General features: G+C 69.3%; 16 protein-coding genes. 6 read left to right on the top strand and 10 right to left on the bottom strand.

Annotated features, from left to right (window positions below; genetic code table 11):
* The first annotated feature begins 60 nt into the window (after window positions 1-60).
* Together CRP45_RS20020 and CRP45_RS20025 are read left to right on the top strand one after the other, a co-directional pair.
* Window positions 61-1,080, top strand: coding sequence for a ParB/RepB/Spo0J family partition protein (locus tag CRP45_RS20020; RefSeq protein WP_097246350.1), 1,020 nt, complete (start codon window positions 61-63; stop codon window positions 1,078-1,080).
* A gap of 250 nt (window positions 1,081-1,330) precedes the next feature.
* Complete coding sequence (locus tag CRP45_RS20025; RefSeq protein ID WP_097246663.1) at window positions 1,331-2,059, top strand: hypothetical protein; 729 nt, start codon at window positions 1,331-1,333, stop codon at window positions 2,057-2,059.
* A 58-nt stretch (window positions 2,060-2,117) separates the two neighbouring features.
* Here CRP45_RS20025 and CRP45_RS20030 read toward each other — a convergent pair whose 3' ends face one another.
* The 8 genes from CRP45_RS20030 to CRP45_RS20065 all read right to left on the bottom strand — a co-directional run bounded on the left by CRP45_RS20030 (window position 2,118) and on the right by CRP45_RS20065 (window position 14,400).
* On the bottom strand, window positions 2,118-3,314 hold the full coding sequence (locus CRP45_RS20030) for an N-acetylmuramoyl-L-alanine amidase (RefSeq protein ID WP_067786319.1): 1,197 nt from the start codon (window positions 3,312-3,314) through the stop codon (window positions 2,118-2,120).
* Between the two features lie 161 nt (window positions 3,315-3,475).
* A complete protein-coding gene (trxA, locus tag CRP45_RS20035; RefSeq protein WP_067786317.1) occupies window positions 3,476-3,802 on the bottom strand; it encodes a thioredoxin in 327 nt (108 codons plus the stop codon).
* A gap of 32 nt (window positions 3,803-3,834) precedes the next feature.
* Window positions 3,835-4,821, bottom strand: coding sequence for a thioredoxin-disulfide reductase (gene trxB, locus CRP45_RS20040; RefSeq protein WP_067786315.1), 987 nt, complete (start codon window positions 4,819-4,821; stop codon window positions 3,835-3,837).
* An 88-nt stretch (window positions 4,822-4,909) separates the two neighbouring features.
* A complete protein-coding gene (locus CRP45_RS20045; protein ID WP_097246351.1) occupies window positions 4,910-5,746 on the bottom strand; it encodes a hypothetical protein in 837 nt (278 codons plus the stop codon).
* A gap of 119 nt (window positions 5,747-5,865) precedes the next feature.
* Window positions 5,866-6,414 (bottom strand): RNA polymerase sigma factor SigM, encoded by a 549-nt coding sequence (gene sigM / locus CRP45_RS20050; protein ID WP_067786414.1) that lies wholly within the window; start codon window positions 6,412-6,414, stop codon window positions 5,866-5,868.
* 316 nt (window positions 6,415-6,730) lie between these two features.
* Window positions 6,731-10,987, bottom strand: coding sequence for a murein biosynthesis integral membrane protein MurJ (locus CRP45_RS20055; protein WP_245910254.1), 4,257 nt, complete (start codon window positions 10,985-10,987; stop codon window positions 6,731-6,733).
* A 288-nt stretch (window positions 10,988-11,275) separates the two neighbouring features.
* Window positions 11,276-13,867 (bottom strand): DUF6049 family protein, encoded by a 2,592-nt coding sequence (locus tag CRP45_RS20060; protein ID WP_245910255.1) that lies wholly within the window; start codon window positions 13,865-13,867, stop codon window positions 11,276-11,278.
* Complete coding sequence (locus CRP45_RS20065; RefSeq protein WP_067786306.1) at window positions 13,864-14,400, bottom strand: NUDIX hydrolase; 537 nt, start codon at window positions 14,398-14,400, stop codon at window positions 13,864-13,866. The genes CRP45_RS20060 and CRP45_RS20065 overlap by 4 nt, the downstream gene beginning before the upstream one ends.
* Window positions 14,401-14,901: 501 nt before the next feature.
* Between CRP45_RS20065 and CRP45_RS20070 the strand changes: the two genes are divergently transcribed.
* A complete protein-coding gene (locus CRP45_RS20070; protein WP_097246352.1) occupies window positions 14,902-16,359 on the top strand; it encodes a CCA tRNA nucleotidyltransferase in 1,458 nt (485 codons plus the stop codon).
* Between the two features lie 15 nt (window positions 16,360-16,374).
* Here the strand turns inward: CRP45_RS20070 and CRP45_RS20075 are convergent, their stop codons facing one another.
* Entirely contained in the window at window positions 16,375-17,190 is an 816-nt protein-coding gene (locus CRP45_RS20075) for a hypothetical protein (protein WP_097246353.1), read from the bottom strand.
* Between the two features lie 138 nt (window positions 17,191-17,328).
* Between CRP45_RS20075 and CRP45_RS20080 the strand changes: the two genes are divergently transcribed.
* Genes CRP45_RS20080 through CRP45_RS20090 form a run of 3 tightly spaced genes read left to right on the top strand, consistent with a single transcriptional unit; the run spans window position 17,329 to window position 19,625 of the window.
* Window positions 17,329-18,081 carry a LamB/YcsF family protein gene (locus tag CRP45_RS20080; RefSeq protein WP_097246354.1) on the top strand — a complete coding sequence of 251 codons (753 nt, stop codon included), beginning with the start codon at window positions 17,329-17,331 and terminating at the stop codon, window positions 18,079-18,081.
* 12 nt (window positions 18,082-18,093) lie between these two features.
* Window positions 18,094-18,771, top strand: a complete 678-nt coding sequence (locus CRP45_RS20085; RefSeq protein WP_097246355.1) for a 5-oxoprolinase subunit B family protein — start codon at window positions 18,094-18,096, stop codon at window positions 18,769-18,771.
* A complete protein-coding gene (locus CRP45_RS20090; RefSeq protein ID WP_097246356.1) occupies window positions 18,768-19,625 on the top strand; it encodes a 5-oxoprolinase subunit C family protein in 858 nt (285 codons plus the stop codon). The genes CRP45_RS20085 and CRP45_RS20090 overlap by 4 nt, the downstream gene beginning before the upstream one ends.
* A 1-nt stretch (window position 19,626) precedes the next feature.
* Here CRP45_RS20090 and CRP45_RS20095 read toward each other — a convergent pair whose 3' ends face one another.
* Complete coding sequence (locus CRP45_RS20095) at window positions 19,627-21,261, bottom strand: glycoside hydrolase family 183 protein (protein ID WP_097246357.1); 1,635 nt, start codon at window positions 21,259-21,261, stop codon at window positions 19,627-19,629.
* Window positions 21,262-21,385 lie beyond the last annotated feature (124 nt).

The following is a 21,385-nucleotide window of genomic DNA, read 5'->3' on the forward strand; positions in this document are numbered from 1 at the left end:
GGTGACCCGGGTCGGCGTGACCCGGTTTGGTGGCGAACGAGGGAAGGGATCGGTGGGCCGATGAGTCAGGCGAAGAAGGGTGGGCTAGGACGAGGTCTGGCCGCGCTGATCCCGACGGGGCCCGCGACAACGCAGGGACTCGGCAGCGCCGCGGCCAACGTGGTGATCGGTCTCGATCCCGTCGGTCCGCAGCCCGCTTCGGCGTACCTGCACCGCGTCCCCGACCCCGACGACACCGCCGACGAGGCCGACCTCGCCACCCCGGGCGGAGCGGTCTACCGCGAGATCCCGCCGGACCAGATCGAGCCGAATCCCAAGCAGCCGCGCCAGGTCTTCGAGGAAGAAGCGCTCGCCGAACTCGTCCACTCCATCCGCGAATTCGGCCTCATGCAGCCGATCGTGGTACGCCGCGTCGAGGCGGACCGCTATCAGCTGATCATGGGCGAGCGCCGCTGGCGGGCCGCCCAGGAGGCGGGCCTGGAAGCGATCCCGGCGATCGTCCGGGAGACCGCCGACGAGTCGATGCTGCGCGACGCCCTCCTGGAGAACATCCACCGGGTGCAGCTGAATCCGTTGGAAGAGGCGGCCGCGTACCAGCAGCTGCTCGAGGAATTCGACGTCACTCACGAAGAACTGGCCACCCGGATCGGTCGATCCCGTCCGGTCGTCACCAACATGATCCGTCTGCTGAAGCTGCCGATCCCGGTGCAGCGGCGGGTCGCGGCGGGCGTGCTGTCCGCCGGTCACGCGCGCGCCCTGCTCGGATTGGAAGCGGGCGCCGACGCGCAGGAGGTGCTGGCCGCCCGCATCGTCGCGGAAGGCCTGTCCGTGCGTGCCACCGAGGAAGCCGTCACCCTGGCCAACCGTGATCCGGACGCGGCCACTCCCCCGGCTCCCCGGCGCAAGCCGATCCACATGCCCGGTCTGCAGGACGTGGCCGAGCGGCTGTCGAATTCGTTCGACACCCGGGTGACCGTGAGTCTCGGCAAACGCAAGGGCAAGATCGTCGTCGAGTTCGGGTCCGTGGAGGATCTGGAGCGCATCGTCGGTCTGATGGCACAAGAGCAGATCGGTCAGTGACAGAAGAGGCAAAATAGCCCCGTGTTCTCGGTATATACGGGCCCGGCGTCGAAACGTCACTGTGACGGCGTCGAAAAGGGCGGCGCGACAGCGACATTGCGCGCGCGGACGACCCGGCACGAGGGCTCCAACCAACAGCACAGCGACGTGGAATGAGGCGGATTCGCTTGATCGCTTATTCTTGCTGGCGAGAAGACATTGATGCGACGTGAGCGTGGACGAATCGGACAGCTGGAGGCTGAGCAGAGCGGTGTCGACCAGCGTCACAGCACTTACCCTCGACGGACTGGACGAGCTGCCCGCGCATGCCCGGCGCTGTGTCTTCTGGGAGATCGATCCCGCCGTCGCGGAGGACTCGCGCGCGTTCAGTGATCCGGTTTTCGAAAAGGAAGCCTGGCTTTCGACGGTCATGCTCGAATGGGGTTCCTGCGGCCAGGTGGCCCACGTGGACGGAAGCGTGGCGGGCTGCGCGCTGTACTCGCCGCCCAGCGCGGTGCCGCGTGCGACGCTGTTCCCCACTTCCCCGGTCAGCCCGGACGCCATCTTGCTGACCACCCTCCGCACCGAGTTCCCGCACCGGGACGAGGACATCGCCCACCGCCTGGTGCAGGCCGTGGTGTCGGATCTCGTGCGCCGCGGTGTTCGCGCGCTGGAGGCGTTCGGCATCCGTAACGATCCGCCGACCAAGCGACTTTCGGACCGTTTGGTCGGTTCGATGACGCTCATGGAACGGATCGGCGCCCCGGTCCGCGGTTCCGCCGCGGCCGCCCCCACCGAATGCTCACCGCAGACCTGCATGATCGAGGCGGACCTGCTGGAGGAGTTCGGCTTCGAGGTGGTCGCGCCGCACCACCGCTTCCCTCGGCTGCGTCTGGAGCTGGATTCCGATCACGGCTGGAAGGAAGACGTGGAGCGCGCGCTCGATCAGCTGCTCGCCGCCGCGTCCATGACGGCCCCCACCCGGGCCGGCGCACGCTGAGACGAGAAAGCCCCCGCCGATCACAGCTTCGGCGGGGGCTTTCTTTCGAGACGGAGACTCAGGTCCGGTCGGCGGCGGCCAGTTCCTCGGCAAGCAGCTCGGCGAACGTGTACGTGCCGGTCGGCTGATCGTCCTGACCAAGCAGGTACAGGCGCTTGACCGAGATCAAGATGGCCTCGGCGATGACGTCGCGCATCCGCGGGTTGGTGAGGACCGAGGCGTCGTATTCGTTGGTGAGGTAACCGATGTCGACCTGAACCGTCGGCATCTTGGTGAGCCGCAGCAGATCCCAGGTGCGCGAATGCGTACGGCAGTCCTGCAACGACGTGCGGGCCACCACCTCGCGCTGGATGAACCCGGCAAGCACCTGCCCGATCATCGAGACCGAGCCGTGTGAGTTGCCGAAGTGGAAGCTGGCCACACCGTTCGCCGACGGGCTCGGGTTGGTGGCACAGCGTAGCGAGATCATCAGGTCGGCGTCGAAAGCGTTGGAGGTCTCCGCGCGCTCGGCGTCGGTGGGGTTCGCTCCCCACGGCCGGGACAGGAACGTCTCCATGCCGGTGGCGGCCATCCGGCCTTCCAGCCTGCTGGCCAGATCCCACAGGATCTCCGACTCGTAGACGTCGCCGTACTCGGTCGGCACCGCGTATCCCTTGTCGGGACCGCCGAGACCCGGATCGATGACGATCCGCTTGCCGGTGAGCTGCGGCCCCGCCCGGTGCACCACCTCTTCCTCGGCGATGCGATGCGGATTGCCGCCGGTGACGCGCGCGCCGAGCAACTCCAGCGATCGCAGCGTGTCCGGACCGCAGATGCCGTCGGCGGACAGGCCGATCTCACGCTGGAACGCGGTGAGCGCTTCGTGGGTGTGCGGGCCGAAGTACCCGTCCACCCGATGAACGTAGAAGCCGAGGTCCTGCAGTTTGCGTTGCAACGTGGCGACATCGTCGCCGTACAGCGGCGCGGACAGCTGGTAGATCAGCGTGCGCGCACCGAGGCGGTAGGACGCCTCCTTCAAGGCCCGGTACGTGGCCGGACCGACCACACCGTCGACGAGCAGTCCGCGATGTTGCTGGAACGCGCGGACCGCGGAGTCGAGGTGGTGGTCGAAGGAGGCTTCGGTGTCCTTCCAGTACTCGCGCGCGTCGCCGTGATCGGCGCCGATGGCGTGTGCGTGCAGGAAGCCGAGACTTGCCAGGGTGCTCCGAACCTCTGCGACGGCTGGACCGGTATCACCGTGACGAAGTCGGTGCATGCGTGAGAGCCCTTTCCTTCCGTCAACCCGGGTACCCACTCATGCGACGGCATACACCCTCGCACGACCGGAGCGTCGGTCGATTGTCTCAGACCTGCCCCGGAATCCGACAATTACGGGGGTGGTGCAGGCATCCTACGGCGCGTCGTGGATTCGCGCCGTCAGATCTCGCCTTCCAGTTCGCGCAGGAGGGCCGCTTTGCCCTTGGCGCCGACGATCTGCTTGACCGGCTTGCCGCCGCGGAAAAGCATCATAGTGGGCAGGGAGAGCACCTGGTACTCGCGAGCCGTCTCCGGGTTGGCGTCCACGTCCAGTTTCGCGATGGTCAGCTTGTCCTTGTTCGCGGCGGCGATCTCCTCCAGCACGGGAGCGACCATCTTGCACGGACCGCACCAATCCGCCCAGAAGTCGACGAGCACGGGCTTCTCGCTGAGCAGCACCTCGTCGGCGAAGGACTTGTCGGTCACGGTGACCGTGTTCTCGGACATGGGTATCTCCTTGTGAATCTGTTCGAGAGAGATCAGTTGGCGTTCACGGCGACGGGCTGACCGGCGGCGTCCAGGGTGTTCGCGGTGATGTCACCCTGTTCGGCCAGCCAGCGCTCGGCGTCGATCGCGGCGCGGCAGCCGGTGCCCGCGGCGGTGATGGCCTGCCGGTAGGTGTGGTCGACGAGGTCGCCCGCGGCGAAGACGCCGGGGACCTTGGTGGCCGTCGTGGGGTGCTCGACCTGCACGTAGCCTTCGTCGTCCAGCTCCACCTGACCGCGCACCAGCTCGCTGCGCGGGTCGTGGCCGATCGCCACGAACAGGCCGGTCGCGGCCAGCTCGGAGGTCTCGCCGGTGCGGGTGTCGCGCAGGGTGAGACTGGTCACCGCGTTCTCGCCGTGCACCTCGATCACTTCGGCGTTCAGCACGAACTTGATCTTCTCGTTGGCCTTGGCCCGCTCCAGCATGATGCGCGACGCGCGGAACTCCTCGCGGCGGTGCACGATGGTGACGCTCGACGCGAACTTGGTGAGGAAGGTGGCTTCCTCCATGGCCGAGTCGCCACCGCCGACCACCACGATGTCCTGGCCCTTGAAGAAGAAGCCGTCGCAGGTGGCGCAGGCGCTCACGCCGCGGCCGAGCAGCCGCTGCTCACCGGGCACGTTCAGGTAGCGGGCGGCCGAGCCCATGGCCAGGATGACCGCGTACGCCTGGTAGGTCTGATCGCCCACCGTGACCGTCTTCACCGGTCCGCTCAGGTCGATGGCGTCCACGTCCTCGGTGCGGATGTCCGCGCCGAAACGCTTGGCCTGCTCGCGCATCTCGTCCATCAGGTCCGGGCCCATGATGCCGTCGCGGAAGCCGGGAAAGTTCTCGACCTCGGTGGTGGTCATCAGCGCGCCACCGAACTGGGTGCCCTCGAAGAGCAGCGGCTCGAGTTCGGCGCGTGCGGCGTAGACGGCTGCGGTATAGCCTGCGGGGCCGGAGCCGACGATGATCAGGTCGCGAACTGGCGTGCTCATAGGGCCCTTCCGAGAAGATCTGAGGGGAACGTGACGGTCAACAACAGCCTAAACGCTGTTGTTCCCGCGCCGGTGGGCCCGTACTCGGTCAGCCGATGTCGGTGACTTTGCGCACTTGCGGGTCGCCCGTGGTGCAGCCGGGGCCGACGACCAGCGCGGTGATCTTGCCATGGGCGGTGCCGCTCAGCAGGATGAGCACCGCGTCCTTCCCCTGATATCGCATGTTCATCGAGCCGAGGACGGCCCGGTCCATCCCCGCGGCGGCGACGCAGCGGGTGAGCGCGGGACGGCTGCCGAGCGGCCCGGTGACGTCGTTGCGGCCGAGGGCGGCCAGCGCGGCGGTCGGAGTCAGGTCGTCGCCGAGCTGATCGTCGGTCGGCGTCGGCTTCGCGGTGGTCGTCACGTCACCGCCGCGGAAAAGCTGGACGCCGAGGCCGGTGCCTGCGAGCACCGCGAGGACGGCGGCCGCGGCGGCGATCCAGCGCAAGCGTCTGCTCCGATGCTGGGCGAGCGGAATCGGCGTGGCGATGCGTTCGGTCCAGTCCTCGGAAGCCGTTGGCTCGCTACCGTTTCCGAGGACCCGTTGATCTCGGAGCGCCGCGTCGTCGTCGGATGACGTGGCACCGAGCCGATGGACGGTGCCGATGCGTTCGGTCGGCTCCTCCCCCAGCTCCAGTTCGGCGACGAAGGCCGCGAGCCGCTCGGAGACGTCCTCGGGCATCGGATGGACGACGCGCTCGTCGGCGCGCAGGGTGCGCAGCCGCGTGGTCACCTCGTCCAGCGAGCGCAGGTAGCGCACCGCGTCGGAGTCGGCGCGGACGGCGGGCCACAGCTGAGCGCCGAGCTCGGGATCCACATTGTCGGCATGCAGGTCGGCGAGCAGCTCCTGCGAAAATGGAGGCTGCGGTACGGACCGGGTCGCCATCGCACCTCCAGTGTTCTCATCCGACGTAACTGTCTTGTCTGCCGCGGTCGCGCCGCGGAACTCGCGGGCGCCATCTTTACATCGCTCGGGTGTTCGTCACTATTAATGACGCATCGCCACTACTTCCGGTTCCCCGGATCGCGGAGAAATTCCAAACGCTCTTGCAGGCGTTGTCGACCCCGAGCGCAGCGGCTCTTGATCGTCCCCTCCGGAACCCCCAGCATCGCCGCCGCTTCCGACACGCTATACCCCTCCAGGTCGATCGCGACCAGCGCGGTGCGCTGATCGGGCGGCAGCGAGAACAGGGCGCGGTCGACCACGATCGACATCTCGACCTCGGCGAACTCGTCCCGCTCGTCGCGCGGTTCTGGCAGCGTATCCGGCGAAAGCGAGACCGCCCGACGAGTCTTGTTGCGGCGGATCCGATCCAGGCAGGCGTTCACCACGATCGCGTGCAGCCAGCTGCGCACCTCGGCCTCGGCGCGGAACGATCCCGCGGTGCGATGCGCGGAGAGCAGCGCGTCCTGCAACGAGTCCGCGGCGTCTTCGCGGGTGTACGACGTGCGCAAGGCCGTCTGCCAGAGGTGATCGTTGTGCCTGCGTAGTAGTTCGGCGAAGGCGTGCCGCTCGCCGCGCGCGTGGGCGCTGAGCAATTCCCGGTCGGACAGCTCGCCGGGCACGAACGAGCGCTCACGGGACGCGACCCGCGAACTTCCCCCGCGGGAATCCTCGTTCAATTCCGACGACAAAACCAACCCCTTGGACGGCGCTCAACTCACGACAGCCCAAAAGGACCATCGCCGTAAATATTTCGCAGCATCCGGGATCGAAAAACCCAGGTCCCGGGAAGCTCCCCTGCTGAGAGCGCTAGCCGATCATATCGGGACTGCCGAAGCGGCAGCAACAAGACCACTAGCGATCAGGGCGGACTTCGCAGGCCAACGCCCGATCAGGCAGGGAGCGGGAAGAATTCGACGTGGGCGATCAGGGTGCGGCGTCGAACCGCAGATCGGCGATCGTCGTCTGGAACTGGTTTCCCGAGTTGCCGAGACCGGTGATCCAGACGAGCACGTAGCGCGCGGATTGGTCTGCGCTCACGGGGATTTCGGTGACTCCGTCGACCAGCTGGGCCGCGCCGATCAGCTGGGTCTGGTCCAACGTCGGCGAATTCGTCGGCGAGGTACGGATTTCCACGGACGTACCGGGGCTCGGCGAGGTGATCGAGACGTTCGTCAGCTTCGCCGGGCTCGGCAGCGTGGCCAGCAGGCCGACCCCCTTCTTGAGGGCCGGGAACTGCTGGAAGTACTGATCGGAGCGCCAGACCGTGGCCGGGTCGTCGTCAAGCACCGCGCCGACGCCGCTGACGTTGTCCGGGGTGCCCTCCGGCGAGAACACGGTCGCGTTGGTCACCGGGACGGGCACGCCGCCTGCCGCCGGGTTGCTCGGGACAGCGCCGGGCGGGGTCGTCGGCGAGACGGAACTGTTGGTGGTCAGGCCGATGTTGCGCGATTCGTCGATCGGTGCGTCGGACGCGCCGGGCGCGAAAACGCTGACCATCCACCAGATCACGATGCCGACGACGAGCGCCGCGAGGATGCCGAGGCCGACCATGATCCACATCATGCGCTGCGACCGCTCGCGTTCGGCGGCGAGCAATTCGGGATCGGCGAGCGAATCGTCGGCGTTGACCGGCTGCGCGCGCTGCCCGAGCCGGAGCACCGGGATGAAATCGGTCTTCTGGTCGACGACCGAGGCCTGCTCCAGCACGTGCTGGACGGTCGCGGCGGTCCGCACGCCCTTGTTCGACTCCAGCGAGCGCACCGCGACCGCGGAGATCTCGAAGGGCACCTCGGGCCGAATCTGTCTGGGCTCTACCGGCGTTCCGTCCGGACCGAAGTCCGCGAGGCGCAGTCCGCCGACGGTGGCCGCGGTGCCGGTCAGGCCGCCGGAGCGGATCGGCCAGCGCGCGGTGATGAGCGCGTAGAGCATCGCGCCGAGGCCGCGCACGTCGGACTGGGCGTCGGAATCGCCGAGCGTGCCGGGGAAGGCGAGCACGGCGTCACCGGTGGCGCTGATGCGCACGCGGTCGGGGTGGTCGATGGACAGCGAACCGCCACCGCGGTGGGCCAATTCGGCGGCCGAGGCGAGCGCGCGGATCGCGCGGGCCGCGCCGATCGGCGAGGGCACCGTCTCGGCCATCTCGCGCAGCGAGCGACCGGGGGTCCACTCGGCGACCACGATGCCGCCGGAGCTGCCGCGCACCACGTCCAGAACGCGGGCAAGACCGGGCGAATTGATGCGGCCGAGCCGCAGGGTGCGCGAGAGGATGGCCTGCGGACCGTCGTGGCCGGAGTTGTCGGCGGCCTTCTGATCGGCGTCGACGAAGGTCAGCGCGACCTCGCGATCGAGTTTGATGTCGAGGGCCTGCCAGAACTTGAGTCCACGCGCGCCGCCGTGGCTGGCGAGCAGACGGTAGCGACCGCCCGCGACCGACGCGCCCGGAATCAGCTTGGGGCCGCGCGGAGTTCGCCGCGCACCCGTCGCTTCCGCCCCGGCGGGCGGCAGCTGCGGAATGGGGATCATTCCGGTGTCGTACATCGGGTCGCGCTGCGGCGCCTGGTGATGCGTCTCGCGCGGGGAGTGCTGCCCGTCGGCGGAGGGCGGGGTGTCGGGGCCCGCGTTCGGATGCTGGGGGTCCGACGGGTTCTCCGCGGCGGGCGGGTGGTCGGTGGACAGGCCACCGGCCTTGGTCGCAGAAGGATCGGCGGCTGGGACGCCGCCCACCGCCGCGTCGTCGCTCACCCTGTTTCCTCCTTCGCCCTGATATGTCGAAGTTCCGGCGAACTCGCCACTTGTGCTTCTCTGCCGAACAGGGTACGGGAACTCACCCCGCCCGGTGCGGTCAACAGCATCCGGTCTGATCACGGGCAAGACCATCGTGGCCTGCGAATCCAGGTAGGGGTCGAAGCCCGAGTACATGTACGGATCGGGCCTGCGGAACACCTGCGTGGCGTAGTCGTCCTCGACCGGTCCCTCGAGGTCCAGATCCGGCGCGGGCGGCGTGATGCCGAGGCGCCGGGAGATGGCCACGGTGATGGCGACGATCTCTGGAATGCCCGCGAGCCGCATGAGTCCGAACGCCGTCGCGAACATGACGATCGCCGTGATCATCACCCGGATCAGCGAACCGGGACCGCCCATGGACTCCGACAGCCGTTCCAGGCCGAGCACCTTGTCCACGATCAGCATCACCGCGCCGCCCGCCACCGAGGCGAGCACGACCCTGGTGACGGTGCGGCCGACGTTGGCCATCCGCAGATCGCCGAGGCTGCGGTGCAGCAGGTAGCCGCCGATGATCGCGCCCGCCGTGAAGCCGAGTCCGTTCGCGACGCCGAGCACGATGACGACCTGATCGCTGTTGTCGGCGATGAACGGCGCGAGGGCCGAGAGGGCGATCTTGACGGCCGTGATGCCGAGGATGATCCAGGTCGGCGTCCACGCCTGCTCGCGCGCGTAGAACACCCGCAGGTGGATCAGCACGAGGGCGTAGGGAATCAGCGCGAAGGCCGACCAGCTCACCGCGTAGCCGAGCCGTTCGGCGTCGCCGGTGAAGCGCGCGTACCCGAACAGCGCCTCGCCGAGCTGCGGCCCCGCGAGCGTCAGGAAGGTGACGACCGGAAAGAGGGCGATCATGGTCAGGCGGGTCGCGACGGACAGATCGTCGACGACGGCCGGGGTGTCGCCCTCGGCCGCGTTGCGGCTCAGGCGCGGCATGATCGCGGTGAGCACCGTGACGCCGAGTACGCCGTAGGGCAGCTGGAGCAGCAGCCAGGCCAGCGAATAGATGGCAGGGCCCGCCTCGTCCGCCGTCGAGGCGACGTGGTTGGCGAAGACCAGGCCGACCTGGCTGATCAGCACGTACAGGATGATGGCCGCGCCCATCACGCCGAACTGCTTGAGTCGGGTGTCGACGCCCCAGAGCGGTCGCAGGTCGATCCCCTCGCGGCGGATCGCGGGCAGCAGCGCGGCCGCCTGGGTGAAGACACCGAGCGTGACGCCGATACCGAGGACGAGCAGCTTCGGATCGCTCATCGACACCGGGTCGAGCGTGATCTCGCCGGGCGTCACCGCGTAGAGGCCGAGCACCGCGAGCATCACGACGTTGTTCAGCACGGGCGCCCACGCACCGGGTTTGAACACCTGGCGCGTGTTCAATATCGCGGTGAACAGCGCCGACATGCCGTAGAAGAGGATCGCGGGCAGCAGCAGGAAGGTCAGCGCGGTGGTCAACTGGGTGTTGACCTTGCCGTCGGCGGACACGAAGACGTGCGTCGCCAGCAGCGGCGCCGCGGCCGTCGCCAGCAAGGTGGCGCCCATCAGCACCACGAACGCGGCCGTGACCAGGCGCCGGACGAAGGCCGCCCCGCCGTCTGCGTCCTCCTTCTCCGCGCGCACCAGCGTCGGAACGACCATCGCGGTCAGCACCGCGCCGAGCACCAGCTCGGTGATCATGTTCGGGATCAGGCTCGCCGAGGTGAACGCACTGGCGATCGCGGGGCCGAGCACCGCGGCGAGCAGCAGCTGCTTGCCGAAACCGGTGATGCGGCTGATCAGCGTCGCGATCGCGATCGAACCGGAGTCCCTGAGCAGCCGGGAGCTCGCGCTCTCCTTGGTCTCGGTCGGCTCCGGCTCGGCCTCGGCGACGGCCCACTCCTGTGTGCGCGGCCGGTTGGCGGGCGGCGGCGTGTCGCGTACCGCGGCCGCGGGCCTGCCACGCAGCGGCGCGGGGTTCGGCTCCTGTGGCGCGTACTTGGGCGGCGGCGCGAACCGCTGCGGCGGCGCCGGGGTTCGCGGGATCGGCTCACCTTGGCCGTGCGGCACCCTTGGCGGCGCCGGCCTGCCCTCCGGAGGTGCGGGCGGGCGCTGCGTCGGCGACGGCGGGACCGGTGGCACCGGCGGTAGGGGACGTCCCGGCGGTGCGGGACGCGGTCCTTGGCTCGGCTGCGGCGGATATTGGCGCTGACCGGGATGCGGCGCGGCGCCGGGCCGCTGTGGCGGCACAGGCGGACGACCGGCCGGTCCGCGCTGGGCGGGCATGGGGCCGGACTGTCCGGGAAGCGGTCCGCGCTGGGCGGGCATCGGGCCCGACGGGGGCGCCATCCGACCGCCCTGCGGCGGTCCGGACGGGCGGCTGACCCGAGGCACCCTCGGATACTCGCCGTAGGGGTCCCGGTGCGTCATGCCGGGATCCTCCTGCGGTTCGCTCTGCGGCCGCATCCCCCGTTCCCAAGGCGCGGCGGGAGCCCGACGGGCGGGCGGCCCGTCAGGTCGTTCATCAGGTCGAGGCCGATGAGCGGATAAATCATCGTCGCTCATCATGCCTCCTGTGTCGTACCGGACCTGCGCATCCGGCATGCCCGATCGGCGTTTCGCCCATCGAGCCTCCCCCGTCGTGCTGGTACCCGCCCGCGCTCCGAAGCGGGCGCGGACGTCCACCGATTGTCCCGCACGGTGAGGGCATCGGATCGATCATCCCTCATCGTGCCCTTGTGCCTGTTCGCGTAGTACTCGCTGGCGGGCACGACGGTACCGGTTGACCCGACGCCGGATGCCTGGGTCGAAGCCCTCGTCGGCGGGATCGGGCTCGCCGCGGAAGCGCCGCCACAGCCGACGCCCGGCCAACAGGAACAGCAGCAGTCCGGCACATGCCGTAATTATGGCCAAGGCCTGCCCGTAGGCATTGGAACGCACCGAGACCGATGTCGCATTGCCCAGCGCGACGCCGTCCGGCGTGTTGAGCGAGATCGGAATCACCAGGTTGCGGCTGTCACTGACCTCGGTCGGTATCTGGAACGACCGGGTGCCATTCGGCGGCAGCTGCTGTTCGCCGATGTCGGTGATGTTCGTCTCGGCGGGCGCCTCGATGCGGAACCTGATGCGGATCGCGACCGGCAGATCGTTGCGCGCGACCAGCAGCAACGGGCTCTGTTCGGAAGCCAGCGTGTACACGCCGCCCGGCGGAAGCACCGTCACCGACCGATACAGGTTGTTCATCGTGCGTGTCGTCTGGTCCAGCCGCCGCTGCGCGAAGGTGTCCGGCTGGGTGGCGTTGCCGGTGCGGCGATCGGAGAGCGAGAGCACCCGGATCAGGTCGTCGCGTAGCGGGGTGAGGAACTGGCGCGGCGTCGGCTCGATCTCCGGCACGTCGACGAGGGCTCGCATCAGCTCGGTGATCCGGTGGCCCTGCTCGCGCGTCGGCAGGACGAACCGCGCGGGCACCGCGTCCTCGGCGGCCTGCGGCAGATAGTCGAGTTCGTAGGGCTGCGGGTCCGGCGGCAGCGCGAGCAGGTCCGCGAACGGGCGCGGCGTCGCGAGATTGCTCTGGATGAGCAGGTCGAGCTGTTTCAGCAGCGCGGCGGCCTCGTCCCGGTTGGCGCCCCACTGCTGCGGCGGGACGAGCAGCAGCGAACGCGGTTTGCCCGGCTCCGGGTGCAGCGCGCTCCACGAGATCGCGCCCAACGCGTCTTGCAGGCGGGCGGCGCGCGAGTCGTTGGTCACGTCGTAGCGCACCCGGTCCGGCGTGAACGAGGGCGTCGGCGGATTCGAGCCGACCGCCGCGAGCGCCGTCGCCGACCAGATGTCGAAGGTCGCCGCGTGCAGCGCGGGATCGGGTCGCGGAGCGGGTGGCGCGGAAGGATCGGCGGGCGCGGCGGGCGGGGGCGCCTGCTCGGGCGTCGGCGCGGTGACGCCCGGCAGCCGGACGAGCTCCGGCGCCGCCGTCTCCGTGGCGTCCGCCGTCGTGAGCGCGGAACCGCGACTGCTGCTGAAGTCCACCGAATCGGCCTGGCCGACCGGCACAGCGGCCGAGTCGGCGAGCACGGCGGTACCGAAACCGCGGCTGCGCAACAACATTGCGCCGCTCGCGTCGATGCTGCCGGAATCGGGCAGGCTGACGCCGCGCTGCGAGCGGGTGGCAAGGATCGAATCGACGATCTCCGCTGGCGCGTCCAACGCGCGGGCGGACAGTTCGGGATCGTTCACCGCCGCCAGCGCGTTCACGTCGACCTGCGCGAACGGCAACGCCACCGTGCACACCGACGAGGCGAGCGCGCGCAACCGGTCCAGCCAGGTCTGCGCGTGTTCGGCGCCGGTGCCCTCCCTGGTCGCGCCGTCCGGGTCCGACGGGCTGGCGAGCACGCGATAACCCCTGGTCATCGCCTGCACGGTGAGCAGCAGATCCGGATCGACGGCGACGCACACCGCCGAGGCGAGCCCGCGATCCCGGTTCGGCCCCGTGCCGATCGCCGACTCAAGCGCGCCGAGCAGCTGTTCCAGCCGACCGCCCTTGCCCAGCGACGCCGCGAGCTCGTCGTCGGTCAGCTCGACGTTCCCGTTCACCGAACCAGGCACGCCGGCCACCAGCCGCGGCCGGTCGGCCAACGGCCACAGCAACGTGGTCGCCACCGGCGCGTCGGTCGGCGCGGGCACCGGCTCGGTCGCGTCCGGCCCCGCGGGCGGCAGACCGAGCACCGGCAGCAGGAACCTGGCGTCGTCCAGCCGCGCCTGGCTGCCGTAGGCGGGCTCACCGTTGACGTTCAGCAGCAGCGGATACACGCCCGGCTCATCGATCTGCAACGACGCGTCGCCGCCGGAGCGCAGCGGAATGCTCAACGTGAACTGCTTGCGCTGGCCGGGACTGAGCCGCTCGACCACATCCTCGAACGGACCGGTCAGCTCGTAGTTGACCTGATCAAGCCGCAACGCCGAGCGCAGCCCGCTCGGCGCCGACACCGCGGGCGCCCGCTGAATGCGGACGCTGATGTCGTCGACGACGCGGTCGCCGATGTTGGTCACCGTGCCGGAGACGGTGAGCAGCGGATCACTGGTGGTGGTCACCGCCGAGGGCGTCACCGAATCCAGCGACAACTTCAAGAATTTGGGCGTCGTGGAATTGTTCGACCCGGTCGGCTGCGCGCCCGCAGGCGCCGCGAGCAGCACCGGCACGGCCGTCACCGAACCGAGCAGGGTCAGGACCGCCACGATGATCCGGAACAGGCCCGCCCGTCGCCCGGCCACCACCCTCCACGGAATCGCTGCGCGATGCCGAAAAGTCTGGGTCATCGCTTGCCGGTCTCCATCCGGTCGATCAACCGGTTCGCGACCTCGGCCAAGCGGCGCTCGTCGGCGTAGGCCAATCGAGAGTCGAGCTCGCTCAACGGAACCCACGCGACCTGGGTGACCTCCACGTCGGCGTCGGACAACTCGCCGCCGACGGAACGCAAAAGATAATGATGCACGGTCTTGTGTACCCGGCGGCCCTCGGTGACGAACCAGTAATCGATACTGCCCAACTCGGCCACCACCACGCCGTGGATGCCGGTCTCCTCGGCCACCTCACGGATCGCGGTCTGCTCCGCCGTCTCGCCTTCCTCGATATGACCCTTCGGCAACGACCACAGCAACCGCCCGCGACGATCGGTGCGACCGATCAAGGCGGCGCTGCGTTTATCGCTCGGTCCCTCGAGACCGTCCACGACCAATCCCCCCGCGGAAGTCTCCCGTACCGTGCGCATGCGCGGTTTCGCCGCGTTGGCCGCCGAACCGCGGCGCCGAGGCTGGCGGCGTCGACTGTTCGCGCGATCGGCCGGAGACACCAAGCAATCCTACTGTGTTGAATGGCCGCGCCTCCGGCGCGGCGTGTTCGCGGCCCTTATGTCTCGCTTCCCAGCGCTCGAGACTCGCGCCTGCGGCGCATGCGCTTCGAGCGCTGGGAAGCGAGACGGCCGCGAACGGTCGCTCGTCGGGCTCGCTCCGTGGTGGGTGGGTGGGGATGTGATGTTCCGTTCCGTTCGTTTCCAATCCCTGCGACTGACTGGCTAGCGGTCGAGACTCGCGACGGCGTCGCATGCGCTTGGACCACGCGGCAGCGAGACGGGCGCGAGCGGGGCTCGTAAGACTCGCCCCCGCGGTGGTCAGCAGTGCGCGAATGCTCTGTTCGCAGCGGGATTGTCCGGAGCTGGATCACCATTGCCTGTCAGGTGGGATGTACGTCACCGGCCGTTCGATGCCTGCGTTCGGTCGCGTGCCCGAATTCCGCTTTTCCCGCCTCGGTAAGCTGCTGCTTCGTGGTTTCGTCCAAGTCCGAGGATGCGCAAGTGACCGATCCAGCCCCGTTGCCTTCCGAGGATCGGCGTACCCGGTTGCTTGCCGCGGCGGCGGTCACCCTCGGCGGACTCGCCGATGTGCTGACGCCGCTCGGCGAACTGTTCGCGGCGCGCGGCCACGAGCTGTACCTGGTCGGCGGCAGCGTGCGCGACGCGGTGCTCGGGCGGCTCGGCACCGATCTGGACTTCACCACCAACGCGCGACCCGAGCAGGTGCAGGAGTTGATGCGCGGCTGGGCCGATCACCTGTGGGACACCGGCGGCTTGGCGTTCGGCACGGTCAGCGCGGCCAAGGACGATCAGCAGCTGGAGATCACCACCTTCCGCAGCGACACCTACGACCGGGTCTCGCGCAATCCCGAGGTCACCTTCGGCGACACCCTGCAAGGCGACCTGGTGCGCCGCGATTTCACCGTCAACGCGATGGCCGTGAAGATCGCCGCGGACGGCTCGCTCGAGTTCATCGACCCGCTCGGCGGCATGGACGCGCTGCTCGAGGGTGTGCTGGATACGCCTGCGGCGCCGGAGGATTCGTTCAACGACGATCCGCTGCGCATGCTGCGGGCGGCCCGCTTCGTCTCCCAGCTCGGTTTCGAACTCGCCCCGCGGGTGCGCACGGCCATCGAGGCGATGGCGGGTGAGATCGATCGCATCACCGCCGAGCGGGTGCGCGTCGAACTGGACAAGCTGATCGGTGGCGCGCATCCGATCGACGGCATCAATGTGATGTGCGAGACCGGTCTGGCCCAGCGGGTGCTGCCGGAGGTGCCCGCCATGAAGCTGGAGATCGACGAGCACCACCAGCACAAGGACGTCTACTGGCACTCGCTGACCGTGCTCCAACAGGCCATCGACCTGGAGGACGGCGATCCGGACCTGGTGCTGCGCTGGGCCGCGCTGCTGCACGACATCGGCAAGCCGGACACCAAGCGCAACGAGCCGGGCGGCGGCGTCAGCTTCCATCACCACGAGGTGGTCGGCGCCAAGATGGTGCGTAAGCGGATGCGCGCGCTGAAGTACCCGAAGCAGTTCACCGAGGACGTGGCCCGGCTGGTCTTCCTGCACCTGCGTTTCCACGGCTACGGCAAGGGGCAGTGGACCGACTCCGCGGTGCGCCGCTACGTCACCGACGCCGCCGAGCTGCTGCCAAGGCTGCACAAGCTGGTGCGCGCGGACTGCACCACCCGCAACAAGCGCCGCGCCGCCGCCCTGCGCGCCACCTACGACGACCTCGAGACGCGCATCGAACGACTCCAGCAGGAGGAGGACCTGGCCAAGGTCCGCCCCGACCTGGACGGCAACGCGATCATGGAGCTGCTCGGCCTGCGGCCGGGCCCCGAGGTCGGCAAGGCATGGCGCTATCTCAAGGAGCTGCGCCTGGACCGCGGCCCGATGACGCGCGACGAGGCCGAGGCGGCGCTGTTGGAATGGTGGAAGACACAGAGCTGACCAGGTTTTCGGCGCTCAGAAGACGATGAGCGTGGTGCCCGCGACGATCGCGTCGCGGATCTGCGCGAGATCGAACGAGCCGGTCGTCTCGGGCAGGTCGACGCGGAACCTGACCAGATCACCGTCCCTTGCGGCCCGCACGATGCGCGCGTGCCGCGGCAGGTTCTCCAGCAGGATCGCGGGCGCGGTGATCATCCGCCGCGGTATCCGCAGGCCGAGCCAGTTGGCCCGGTGGATCTCGATGGTGAGCAGGTTGTTCTCGACCTCGGCGTCGACCAGCGCGGTCAGCCTGCGTCTTCGGTGCTCGGCACGGATCAGGCCGCTCTCGTGCACGCTCAGCCGCCAGTCCAGCGGCTGGGTGTTCAGCCAGCCGACCAGGGCCGCCGTGGTGACAGTGCCCTCCAGGTCCAGCTGTGCGGCCCGCAACTTGGTGGGGACACCGGGGATCAGCCGCACGCCGTGCGCGATCACCGTGACCGCTTCGATCGGATGCTCGTCCCAGCTCAGCCGCGACAACACCGTCTTGGTCTGGAAGTGCGCGCCGCGCCTGCGCACCTTCAGCACCTGCAAGGTCGCGTTCACCTCGTGGCCGAGCAGTGTGGCGTGCACCTCTTGCCCGCCGAACCGGCTCAGAATGCCTTCGCTCAGCACCGTCATCAGCACGTCCGGCATCAGCGCCGTGACCGTGCCAGAGCCGAGGTCGACCACGGGATCCACCCACGAGGTGGTCGTCGCGATCCACTGCTCCAGCCAGGACTGATCGAAGAGGCGCTTGCCGAAGTCGACGGCCCGCAGCGGTGACCATGACTTCGGATCGAAATACGTGGCCATGATTGCTCCGAGAGTACTTGCCGTCGAGCGGTGCGACCATCCGCGCAGGCGGGCGCCGGTCTGCCGATTCTTTGGCCCGCGCGCCGCGCGAGGACGAGAATGTCACGGGCACGCAGGTTCGACGGCGGGAGGACACCGATGGCGCTGGATCTCAACAGCGATCTCGGCGAGGGCTTCGGCCCGTGGACGATGGGCGACGACGCGGCGATGCTCGACATCGTGACCAGCGCCAACATCGCCTGCGGCTTCCACGCGGGCGATCCGTCGATCATGCGGGCCACCTGCGCGACGGCGGTGCGCAAGGGGGTGCGGATCGGCGCGCACGTCGGGTACCGGGATCTGGCCGGTTTCGGCAGGCGCGCGATCGCGGTCGCGCCCGCCGAGCTGCGCGACGAGGTGCTGTACCAGATCGGGGCGCTCGACGCCTTCGCCAAGGCCGCGGGCGATCGGGTCCGCTATGTGAAGCCGCACGGCGCGCTGTATCACGCCGCCGCGGCGGATGGCGAGCTGGCCGAAGCGCTGCTCACCGCGATGACCGAGTACGACACCGAGCTCGCGCTGCTCGGCCCGTCTGGAACCGAGCTCGAGGCGGCCGCTACCGAGGCGAAGGTCCGGTTCGTCGGCGAGGGCTTCGCCGACCGCGCGTACACCCCGACCGGATTGCTCGCTCCGCGCGGACTGCCGGGTGCGGTGTTGCACGCCGACGAGGCTGTCGCCCAGGCGATTTCGATCGCGACGACGGGCAAGGCGCGGACCGTCGACGGCGGCGACGTCGCGGTGTCCGCCGCGAGCTTGTGTGTGCACGGTGACACGCCCGCCGCGGTGGAGATGGCGCGGCGGATTCGCGCCGCGCTCGCGGAATCGGGTGTGCCGGTCGCGTCGTTCGGGTGATCGGAGCGCCAGATGAGGGAGCCGAAATCGCCCTGGTTGCAATACATTCGTGCCGCCGGAGACCGGGCGCTGCTCGTCACGCCCGACGAACCCGTGCGCGCCGCATGGTTGGCCGAGGCTCTGCGGGTCAGCGCACCGGTGGGTGTGCAAGACGTGCTGCCCGCCGCGGAAACCGTTCTGGTGACACTGTCCTCCAGCGACCACGCCGAAGCGGCGCGCCGCGAGATCTGCGCCTTGCTGGAAAGCTCGCAGCAGCAGGAGGATTCGGGCGATGTTTCCCGTGGAACATTGCCGCACAACGTCTCTCCCGAACCGCTGGTCGTCCCGGTGCGCTATGACGGCGCGGATCTGGCTGACGTCGCCGAGCTGCTCGACATGAGCGAGGACGAGGTGATCGCCGCGCACACCGGCACGGTGTGGCGCTGCGCGTTCGTCGGATTCGCACCGGGTTTCGGCTATCTCGAGTCCCCCGACGGGAGACTCACTGTGCCGCGCCGGGATACCGCCCGCACGTCCATACCGGCAGGCGCGGTCGCCCTCGCGGGCGGCTTCTCCGCAGTGTATCCGCGCAGTACACCCGGCGGGTGGCAGTTGATCGGCCGCACCGATCTGACGATGTGGGACGTCGACCGCGATCCGCCCGCGCTGATCAGGGCGGGCGGACTGGTTCGTTTCGAGGTGGCCGAATGATTCTCGTCGAATGGGTCGGCCCGCTGGCCACCATCCAGGATCTCGGTCGGCCCGGCTGGTTCGATTCCGGTGTCGGGGTCTCGGGCGCGGCCGACCGCGCGTCGTTGCGGCTGGCCAATCGACTGGTCGGCAATCCGGAGGACGCCGCGGCGATCGAGGTGCTGCTCGGTGGGCTGGTGCTGCGCGCGGAGCGGCACCACACCGTCGCGGTCGCGGGCGCTCCGGCCCAGGCGGTGCTGGACGGCATCCCGGTCGGCCATGCCAGCGTGCTGGAAATCGAAGAGGGACAGACACTTCGGCTCGGCTTCGCGGCGAACGGGTTGCGCAGCTACGTCGCCGTGCGCGGCGGCATCGACATCGCGCCGGTGCTCGGCTCGCGCAGCCGCGACACCCTCTCCGGCATCGGACCGGAACCGCTGCGCCCGGGTGATCGGCTGCCGATCGGGCCCGTTCCGCGCGCGTTGCCGCTCGTCGACGTCGCGCCGGTCGACGCGCCACCCGGCGACGTCGTCACGGTGCGCGCGCTGCTCGGCCCGCGCGACGACTGGTTCGAGGACGCCGCAGCGCTTTTCGCGGCCGAGTGGGCGGTCTCCCCCGACACCGACCGCGTCGGCGCCCGCATCGACCACGTCGGCGGCCCGGCGCTGCGCAGGCGGATCACCGGCGAATTGCGCACCGAGGGCATGGCGCTCGGCTCTATTCAGGTGCCGCCGAGCGGCCAGCCGGTGATCTTTCTCGCCGATCACCCCATCACCGGCGGCTATCCGGTGATCGCGGTGGTGCTCGACGCCGATGTCGACGCGGTGGCGCAGGCCAGACCCGGTCAGCGACTGCGGTTTCGGCGCGCGGGCTGAATCACTTGGGCGTGCCGACGTCGGCGCGCATCAGGTACACGTTGTAGGTGTCCCATGCCGAGATGGTGAAGTACAGGTCCCGGCCCGAGGACCACGGGTGGATGAAGCCGCCGTAGGCCTTCGGGTAGTCCGAGGTGTTGACCAGCGGCACCGTGTCGGTCCAGATGCCCTGCGGCGCAGCGGCTTCGCGCAGCACGATGGCGCCCTGCGCGGAATCCAGATACACCATCTGCCACTTCTCGGTGGCCGCGTCGTAGCGCACCGAGACCTCGCTCGCGATGCCGAGAAACAATGGCGTCGCGTGGTTTTCGATCGCGGGAGCCCATGCGCCGTTCACCCAGTACTGGTAGGCGGTCTTGTTGAGCACCTGATCCTTGGGCACCCTTGCCAAGCCGACAACGCCGACCCTGCCGTTGGGCGTGCCGAACATGTAGACGTAGTCGCCCTGCGGGACCATGGCCGCGACCTGGAAGCGGCCCATGCCGAAGAGGTTGTCCCACCTGGCGTGCTGATCCTTGGTCCAGGTGCTTCCGTTGTCGTCGGAGTAGGCGATGCCGCCGTAGTTGGTGAACCACATGCCTGGCACGCGGCTCCACTTGTTCACCGACATATAGCTCAGGTACTGGCGATTCCCGATCGCGAACCCGGAGGTCGGGATGACGGTGGTCTCCCAGTTCTTGATCTTGCGGCTGCTCAGGATCTCCGCCGCGTGGCAGCGGCTGTCCTGCACCATGGTGTCCAGCGTGAGACCGTCGGAGAGGTCGCGGTCGGTGCTGTAGGCCAGCACGTTGCTTCGCCAGTCCGGGCCGCCCGCTCCGCCGGTCACCCAGCCCTCGCCGAAAGTGTCGCCGAAGACGACGGCGACCTCGCCTGGCTTGGTCTCCCACATCAGGCCGAGGTCGGTGCCGTCGACCTGCCAGCGCATATCGGTGCGGTTGTTCGAGCCGTGACCGGTGACCTGGCCGACCAGGTCGACCTCCCCGACCCACGGCGCGACGACGGCCTCGGCGACCGGTCCCGGTTCGATCGGGTGCACGACCGGCGGCGGCGCGGGCTGCGGCTCGTCGCCGGGACCGCCAGGCACCGGAATCGGGATCGGCTCGATCTCGGGTCGGAACTCGATGCGCGGCAACTGGATTCCGCCGTCGCCGGAACCGCTGCCCGAACCCGCACTGCCGGTGTCCGCACTGCCCGAGCCGGAACCGCTGCCGCTGCCGGAGCTCGATCCGGTGCCGCCGGGAGCGGGGGCCTCGGGCGTCTCCGTGTCCGCCGCTTCGATATCCGGCTTCGGCGTGTCCCGGATGTCGGGGCACGGGTTCCGGCACGGATCCTCGGGCAGCGGCTCCGGGACGATCCTGGTCTTGTCCTGCGGCGGATCCGGCACCGGCACCGGCGTGATCTCCGGTATCGGCACGGGGATGTCGATCTGCGGCGGGATCACGATCGGAGGTGGCGGCGGCAGGCTCGGATCGGGCTCGCGGGCCAGCGGATCGAATCCCGTTTCGCCGCACATGTTCACCGGCGGCGGCGCCCACGGGTGCGGCGCGGCCTGCGCGGGCGCGGGGACCGAGAGCACGCCGGCGAGCAGCACACCGAAGAGCGCTGGGGATTCCAGCTTCCGCGGCAGCGCTCCCATACCTGTTGACTCCCTGGTCGAATCGGTCGCAGCGTGATCAACTTACCGGAACCGATGGCCAGCGGCCGGGCGCCGTGCGGTGCCGATCGGAATCGGGAGGGAACCGGATTCGGGCGGGTCGCGT

Source organism: Nocardia amikacinitolerans, assembly GCF_900215415.1.
In the GTDB taxonomy this organism is placed as follows: domain Bacteria; phylum Actinomycetota; class Actinomycetes; order Mycobacteriales; family Mycobacteriaceae; genus Nocardia; species Nocardia amikacinitolerans.